At 70.2% G+C, this 7,943-nt stretch carries 5 protein-coding genes and 1 pseudogene; 3 read left to right on the forward strand and 3 right to left on the reverse strand.

Going from position 1 to position 7,943, the window contains the following annotated elements; genetic code table 11:
* Positions 1 to 259, reverse strand: a pseudogene (locus ACLL81_RS10570) (bifunctional 3-demethylubiquinol 3-O-methyltransferase/2-polyprenyl-6-hydroxyphenol methylase); the annotation flags it as partial.
* Between the two features lie 113 nt (positions 260 to 372).
* Here ACLL81_RS10570 and ACLL81_RS10575 point away from each other — a divergent pair.
* On the forward strand, positions 373 to 1,623 hold the full coding sequence (locus ACLL81_RS10575; RefSeq protein ID WP_411288306.1) for an aspartate kinase: 1,251 nt from the start codon (positions 373 to 375) through the stop codon (positions 1,621 to 1,623).
* Between the two features lies 1 nt (position 1,624).
* On the opposite strand, the gene ACLL81_RS10580 is transcribed toward ACLL81_RS10575, so the two are convergent.
* Together ACLL81_RS10580 and ACLL81_RS10585 are read right to left on the reverse strand one after the other, a co-directional pair.
* Positions 1,625 to 3,025: an MFS transporter gene (locus tag ACLL81_RS10580; protein ID WP_411288307.1), complete on the reverse strand. Its 1,401-nt coding sequence runs from the start codon at positions 3,023 to 3,025 to the stop codon at positions 1,625 to 1,627.
* Between the two features lie 18 nt (positions 3,026 to 3,043).
* A complete protein-coding gene (locus ACLL81_RS10585) occupies positions 3,044 to 4,780 on the reverse strand; it encodes an alpha/beta hydrolase (RefSeq protein ID WP_411288308.1) in 1,737 nt (578 codons plus the stop codon).
* A gap of 194 nt (positions 4,781 to 4,974) precedes the next feature.
* On the opposite strand from ACLL81_RS10585, the gene ptsP reads away from it, so the two are divergent.
* Positions 4,975 to 7,239 (forward strand): phosphoenolpyruvate--protein phosphotransferase, encoded by a 2,265-nt coding sequence (ptsP, locus tag ACLL81_RS10590; RefSeq protein WP_411288309.1) that lies wholly within the window; start codon positions 4,975 to 4,977, stop codon positions 7,237 to 7,239.
* A gap of 138 nt (positions 7,240 to 7,377) precedes the next feature.
* A partial coding sequence (locus ACLL81_RS10595) for a helix-turn-helix domain-containing protein (protein ID WP_411288310.1) occupies positions 7,378 to 7,943 on the forward strand: 566 nt, incomplete at its 3' end.

Here is a 7,943-nt window from a genome sequence, read left to right on the forward strand (position 1 = left end):
CGGAAAAGCCCAGGCGGGTCATCGGCTCGCTGAGCAGGCCGCCGCCGCAACCGATATCCAGCAGCTTCAGGCCCTCGAAGGGCTTGCGCGCCTGGCTGTCGCGGCCGAACCGGATCAGGGCCTGCTCGCGAATGAAGGCCAGGCGGACCGGGTTGAACTTGTGCAGGGGGGCGAACTTGCCTTTCGGATCCCACCATTCGGCGGCGATGCGCGAGAAGCGTTCCACGTCTTCGGGGTCGATGCTGGAGGCGACGGTCATGGCTCCTTCTAGCCGTCAACGGCGCCTGCGCGAAGCCCGGCGTTGCCCCGGGGCTCCAGCGTCGCTAGAACGCGGCCCTTCCCTCTCCCCTCAAGGAGCTTGTGACCACGCCCATGTCCCGGCTGGTGATGAAATTCGGCGGTACGTCCGTCGCTGACCTGGAGCGCATCCGGCGCGTGGGTCGGCTGGTGGCCGCCGAGGTGGCCGCGGGCCATCAGGTGGCCGTGGTGGTCTCGGCCATGTCCGGCAAGACCAACGAGCTGGTGGCCTGGACCGACGGCTCCGGCGCAGCAGGCCAGGGCCTGCCTCCCTCCGACGATGAGTACGACGTCGTGGTGGCCTCGGGCGAACAGGTGACCGCCGGCCTGCTGGCCATGACCCTGCGCAACATGGGCATTCCGGCCCGCTCCTGGATGGGTTGGCAGATCCCGATCATCGCCGACGACGCCCACGGCCGCGCCCGCATCGAAGACGTGCCTCCGGAGAACCTGATCGCGGCCATGGACACCGGCCAGGTGGCGGTGATCGCCGGCTTCCAGGGCGTCACCCGCGACGGCCGCATCGCAACCCTCGGCCGCGGCGGCTCCGACACCAGCGCCGTGGCCATCGCGGCGGCCGTGAAGGCCATCCGCTGCGACATCTATACCGACGTCGATGGCGTCTACACCACCGACCCGCGGATCGAGAGCAAGGCCCGCAAACTGGCGCGGATCTCGTACGAGGAAATGCTGGAGATGGCGTCCCTGGGCGCCAAGGTGCTGCAGACCCGCTCCGTCGAACTCGCCATGGCCAAGAACGTGCCGGTGCGGGTGCTGTCCAGTTTTGTCGAGCCCGGCGAAGCGCCCGGCCAAGGCACCATCGTGTGCGACGAGGAAGAGATCATGGAAAAGCGCATCGTGAGCGGGGTCGCCTATAGCCGCGACGAGGCCAAGATCACGCTGTACGGTCTGCCCGACCACCCCGGCGTGTCCTCGGTGATCTTCGGGGCGCTGGCCGACGCCAACGTCAATGTGGACATGATCGTCCAGAGCCACGCCCGCACCGCCGACACCGCCAATATGGAGTTCACGGTGGGCAAGCGTGACGCCGCCCGCGCCGTGGAAATCGTCCGCGCCGCCCAGCCGCAGATCGGCTTCGAGGACGTGGCGGTCAACGAGGACGTGGCCAAGGTCTCGGTGATCGGGGTGGGCATGCGCAGCCACACCGGCGTCGCCAAGACCATGTTCGGCGCCCTGGCCGAGAAGGGCGTCAACATCCAGGTGATCTCCACCTCAGAGATCAAGATCAGCGTGCTGATCGACGCGGCCTATACGGAGCTCGCGGTGCGCGCCCTCCACGCGGCCTACGGCCTGGATCAGCTATGAGCTAGGCCTTCGTCGCCGACCCGGTCAGCCGCCAGGCCGCCCAGGCGCCGGCCACCGCCAGGGGGATCACGGCGGCGAACACCCAGACGGCCGAGGCCCGCGCACTTTCCGGCGTCAGTCCGGCGGAAAAGCCCGCCAGGTTGGCCGCAACGCCGGAGATCGCCGCCCCGGCCGCCGCGCCGGCCTGCCTGACGGTGGTGATCGCCGACGAGCCGATGGCGCGGTCCTCTTCGCTCAGCGCCGCCAGCAGCCGGCGGCTGATGAAGGCCCAGGAGAATCCAAACGCCGCGCCCATCAGCGCGCCGCCTGCCAGCACCCAGGCGAACGGGCCATCGCCCATGGTCAGAGTGAGGATCACCAGGCTGGCCACCAGCATCACCGCGCCGATGCGGATCCACCGCGCGTCCCAGGGCCCGGTCACGCTGGCCACGGCGATCCCGGCCACCGTCCAGGCGAGCGATTCCGCGCCGATGGCGTAGCCCGCCCACAGCGGTGAGAACCCCCTCAGCTGCTGCAGGATCGCCGGGCCATAGATGGCAAAGCCCATGGAGGCCGCGGTGAGCGTGAACATGGCGAAATAGCCCGCGCCGCACACCGTGGTCAGGTCGCCGGCCCTGTACGGCAGCAGCCGCACCCGCGCGCGCCCGTCGATCCGCACCGCCAGCCACAGGATCGCGAACCCCGCCGCCACCAGGCCGATGGATATCGCCGGCGCCGCAAAGAGGTCGGCCGCCGCGATGGCGGAAACCGCCACGCCCAGCACGCCCAGTTGGGTCCAGGGGATGCCCGGCCCCCGCGGCCCCCGGCGCGCCCCGCCCAGCAGAATGGGGGCTGCCGCGCTGAACACCACGGCCTGAGCTGCGAACAGCCAGAACACGTCGCGCCAGTGGCCACGCTCCACCACTAGGCCGCCGAACAGCGGCCCCACCAGGGTGGCGATCCCCCAGATGAACGTCACTGCGGCGAACACGCGCGCCAGGTGCCGCTCGGGAAACAGCATCGCGATGGCCACCATCGAGAATCCGGAAATCCAGCCGCTGCCCAGGCCCTGGACCAGCCGCCCAGCGAGGAAGGTGGCCACATCGGGCGCGAGCGCGCTCATTGCGCAGCCCAGGGCCATGATCACCCCCGCCAGCGCCGTGGCCGACCTCAGGCCAAACAGCTCCGACAGCCGCCCGGCGCTGGCCCCGGCCAGGATCGCGCCCACCAGGAACCCCGCCGTGGCCCAGCTGAAATAGGCGTAGCCGCCCAGGTCCGCGCCGACGCTGGGCATGATGGTGGCGGTCACCAGGCTGTCGGCGGCGTTCAGCCAGACGCCCAGGCAGATCAGCGCGAACTTCGGGGCCCGCCCCTCGGCCAGCAGGTCGCCCCAGCTGTTCTGTCCCGTCGCCGCCTCGCTCATCGGCCAGCGATTAGCGCATCACCGCGTGCGCGACGAGGCCCCCGGAATCTGCGGCTCGAAGCCGGGCGCCCAGTGGTTGGCGGTCCCGGAGGTGACGTACCAGCCGATCAGCAGGGCGCAGATCAGCGCGCCGGGAACGTAGGAGTTGGTCCGCCGGTAGGTGTAGGCCCCGATGACGCCGACCACCGCCAGCAGCGGCACAAACTGGATCGCCACGATGGTGTTGAGCGGCTCCTTGGGCGTCGCCAAGAATCCGGTGGAGAGCAGCACGGCGTACTCCACCACCACCAGCACCAGGAAGCCCAGCGCCATCGCCGCCTTGGCCCAGCCCACCTGGCTCAGCAGGCCCTCGCCGCGGATCGCCAGGTTGGCGTTCAGCGCCCGCAGCGCCACCAGGAAGAAGGCGCTCCACAAGAGCACATAGGGCACGGCGATCAGCGCGCGCGTGGCGCTGAGCGGCTTCAGCCCCAGCACCCAGAAGCGGTAGTCCACCTTGAACACCGCATCCACCAGCACCAGCGACAGGTAACCCACGGCGATGGTGGCCAGCGCAATGCCCACCGACAATCCCCAGCGGTTGGTGAACACCGGCTTGGCGCCGCGCAGCACAAAGCCCAGCCCCAGGGTGATCACCCCGTTGACCAGCGCCCAGACCAGCAGCTGGTTCTGGATCCACTGGGGAAACAGCGCCATCGGGAAGAACACCTGGCCGACCTTCATCAGCGGGAAGTAGGTCAGCGCCGGGACCGCCGCTGTCAGTATGAAGGCCAGCCACCACTTGCCGCCGCGCCGCTCGGCTGTCGGCTCAGCCGGGCGGTTGAGCGCCGCGAACACCGGCACGCCCAGCAGCAGGTCGAAGCTCGCCAGCAGCAGGCCGATCAGGCCCACGAAGGCGATCAGCGTGCCGACTTCCTTCCAGATCCAGATCTGGTCGCCAGGCAGCATCGGCGACGCCGGCTCGGCCAGGGTCTTCTGGAACCAGTAGACCGCCGGCTCCACCCCGCCCTTCGAGAAATGCTCCCAGGGATGGGTGATGGCGGGATTGTAGAGCACCCGGGCCGAGCCGTCGGCGACCTGGCCATAGATACGCCCCTCCACCACCGGCTCGGCTGTGCCGAACAGCGCCATCAGCCGCTTGGACTTGGCGATGTCGGAGCCCTTGGGGACCTGCCACATGAGGCTCGCGAACTCGTCGTACTGGCCGAACACGATCGCCAGGTTGCGCGGCGTCGCCGGCGTCTTGGAGCCCGGCAGCAGACCCGGCGTCGAGCCCTCCAGCACGATGGAGCGGTAGCCGTCCGGCTGCGACGCCGCCGCAGCCAGGATCGGTCCGCCCCCCAGGGAGTGACCCTCAAGCCCGATGGAAGCCTTGTCGACCACCGCCAAGGACTGCAGGTAGCGCAGCGCCGCTGGGCCGCCGAAGTCGGCCGTGCCGACGATGCCTCCGGAATATCCGTGGCCGGTCATGTCCATGGCCAGGACCACGAAACCGCGCCGGGCCAGTTCGATGGCGAAGGCCGACTGCATCTCGCGGGTATTGATATAACCGTGACTGGCCAGCACCGCCGGGGCCGGCCGCTGCGCGGTGGCCGTTGACGGAACATAGAGTAGGCCGCTGACGGTCAGGCCCTGCCCGGCGGGCATCCTGACCTCGGTGACCTTCACCCCGCCCGAAGTCTGGATCAGGTGCGCCAGCCCGGCGCCCATCAGGATCAGCGCCCACGCCAGCGCGAACGGCAGCCATTTGCGGATCATCAGCATCCCCCCGGACAACATACGTTCTCGTTGCTCCCAGGATGGGTCGGTCCGCGGCAAAGCTCAAGCGCGCGTGAACCCTGCCCGTTTCCCAGGCATCGGCCCAGGTTGGCCGCGGCGGGGTCTTTCCGTATCCATTCGGACACGTAATGCTGGTAGGGAGCGGCCAGGGACAGGGAGGACATCGCCCGAAGATGGCGGCGCCAGGAGTTGCAATCAGAGGTCAGCGGAGCCTGCTTCGGCAGATCCGCGAGGCGCTCGCCGGCGGCGGCCCCGCCCAGGTGCGCCTCGACATGGTGGTGCGTATCATCGCGCGCTCCATGGTGGCCGAGGTGTGCTCGCTCTACATGCGCCGCGCCGCCGAAGAGATGGAGCTGTTCGCCACCGAGGGCCTGGACGCCAAGGCGGTCCACGTCACCCGCATGAAACCCGGCGAGGGCCTGGTGGGCGAGATCATGAAGCTCGGCCGGCCGTTGAACCTGGCCGACGCGCCGGAGCACCCGGCCTTCTCCTACCGGCCGGAGACCGGCGAAGACCCCTATCACGCCTTCCTGGGCGTGCCGCTGCTGCGCGGCGGCCGCGCCATCGGGGTGCTGGTGGTCCAGAACCGCACGGCCCGGGTCTATACCGACGACGAGGTCGAGGACCTGCAGATCGTCGCCATGGTCCTGGCAGAGATGGTGGCCGGCGGCGAGCTGATCGGCGGGGACGAGCTGAAGGGCGTCGAGCTCACGCCGCACAAGCCCGAGCGGCTGAAGGGCTCCAAGTTCGGCGACGGCCTGGCCTACGGGGTGGCCGTGCTGCACGAGCCGCCGGTGGCGCCGTCGCAACTGCTCTCCGACGACGTGGTCGCCGAGGAAGCCCGGCTGAAGGCCGCGGTCGACAGCCTGCAGGCCCAGATCGACACCATGCTGGAGGGCCAGCACGGCCTGGTCGAGGCCTCCTATGAGGTGCTCGAGACCTATCGCATGTTCGCCCACGACCGGGGCTGGAACCGCAGCCTCCAGGACGCGGTCAGGAACGGCCTCACCGCCGAGGCGGCCGTGGAGCGGGTGCGCTCCGAGCACCGCGCCCGGCTGGGCCAGGCCCGCGATCCCTACCTGCGCGAACGCCTGCACGACCTGGAGGATCTCAACGACCGGCTGCTGAGGCATCTCTCGGGCGAGGGCCACGTGGCGCGGGAGCTGCCCGAGAACGCCATCCTGATCGCCCGCAACCTGGGGCCCGCCGACCTCCTGGAGTACGACCGCACCCGCCTGCGCGGCCTGCTGCTTGAGGAAGGGTCCGCCGCCAGTCACGCCGCCATCATCGCCCGGGCGCTGGACATTCCCTGCGTCGGACGCCTGGCCGGCCTGCGCGACCGGGTCTCCGAAGGCGATCCGGTGGTCGTCGACGCCGAGACCGGCGAGGCCTACCTGCGCCCGCGCGCCGACGTGGTGAAGGCCATCCAGGCCCGCATCGACGTGCGCGCCCAGCGCCGCGCTGAGTTCGCCAAGCTGCGCGACACCCCGGCCTTCACCCGCGACGGCGCCAAGATCACGCTCCTGATGAACGCCGGCCTCGACGTGGACCTCGACATCCTGGTGGAGACCGGGGCGGAGGGCATCGGCCTGTTCCGCACCGAGTTCCAGTTCATGGTCGCCGAGGAGATGCCGCGCTTCAACGCCCAGACGGCGCTCTACTCCCGGGTCATGGACGCCGCTGGTGGCCTGCCGGTGACCTTCCGCACCCTCGACCTTGGGGGGGACAAGGTGCTGCCCTACCTGGAGGCCGAGCGGGAGGACAATCCGGCCCTGGGCTGGCGCGCCATCCGCATGGGCCTCGACCGCCCGGCCCTGCTGCGTCTGCAGCTTCGCGCTCTGATCGCCGCGGCCCGCGGGCGGGAGCTGCGCATCATGTTCCCCCTGGTGGCCAATGTGGACGAGTTCCGCGCCGCCCGCGCCCTGGTGGACGTGGAGGTGGCCTGGGCCCAGCGGCGGGGCCGAATGGCGCCTTCGCGGCTCGACGTCGGCGCGATGATCGAGGCGCCGTCCCTGGTCTGGCACCTGGACGCCCTGCTGGCGATGACCGACTTCGTCAGTGTCGGGACCAACGACCTGATGCAGTACATGTTCGCCGCCGACCGCGGCAATCCGCGGGTGTCGGAGCGCTATGACCCCCTGTCGCCGCCGGCCTTGCGGGCTCTGGAGGCCATCCAGCGGGCCTGCGCCGAAACCGGCACCCCGGTCAGCGTCTGCGGCGAGATGGCCGGCCGGCCCCTGGAGGCCTTCGCCCTGGTGGCCCTGGGCTTCGAGCGCCTGTCGATGCCGCCGGCCGGCGTCGGCCCGGTCAAGCAGATGGTGCTGTCCTGCGACCGGGAGGCGGCCCGGCGCGGCGTATCGGCGTTGTTGAAGTCCGGCGCCGGATCGGTCCGCAACGAAATTGAAACCTTGGCGCGCAAAATCTCCTTGGCGATATAAGGGTTTGCGGGGGCGACGTGACCGAACACCGCATTGAATGCCACCGGAGCGCGTGTTACTCGCCTTTCAACGCTGGGCTTCAGGTTGGGCGCGGCCGCGATGACTGATCGCGGCCCAAGGTCGAGGGCGAGAGTGGCCATGCCGCTCGATACAGGTCGCATCACCGAATTGCAGGAGGACGCCGTCGACGGCGCCGGCCCTGACCTGACCGACGCCGCAGCTCCGAGCCTCAACACCGGCGCCAGCATCGGCGACGCCCTGCGCGCCGTGCGAGAGCACCAGGGCCTCACCGTCGAAGACGTCGCCGAGACCACCCGGGTGCGCCGCGCCTATCTCTGCGCCATCGAGGACATGCGGCTGGAGACCCTGCCCTCGCGCCCCTTCACCATCGGCTACGTCCGCGCCTATGCCCAGGCGCTGGGCCTCGACGGCGACGCCGCGGTGGCGCGGTTCAAGGCCGACGAACCGGTTCTGGACGAACCTCTGCGCGAACCGGTCGGCGTGCGCGACGAGCGCGATCCGCGGATGGTGGCGTTCGTCGTCGCCGCGATCATCATCGTCATCGCCATCGTCGTGTGGAACGTCGCCCAGCGGGCGATGACCGCAGGCGCCCCGCCGGCGTCCACCGCGCCCGAAGCCGCCGTCGGAAAGGCGCTGGCCGAGGCGCCGGACGGCCAGGTCTCGCTGGGCGCGCCGCTGCCCGC

Source organism: Phenylobacterium sp., from assembly GCF_046590535.1.
Taxonomy (GTDB): Bacteria; Pseudomonadota; Alphaproteobacteria; order Caulobacterales; family Caulobacteraceae; genus Phenylobacterium.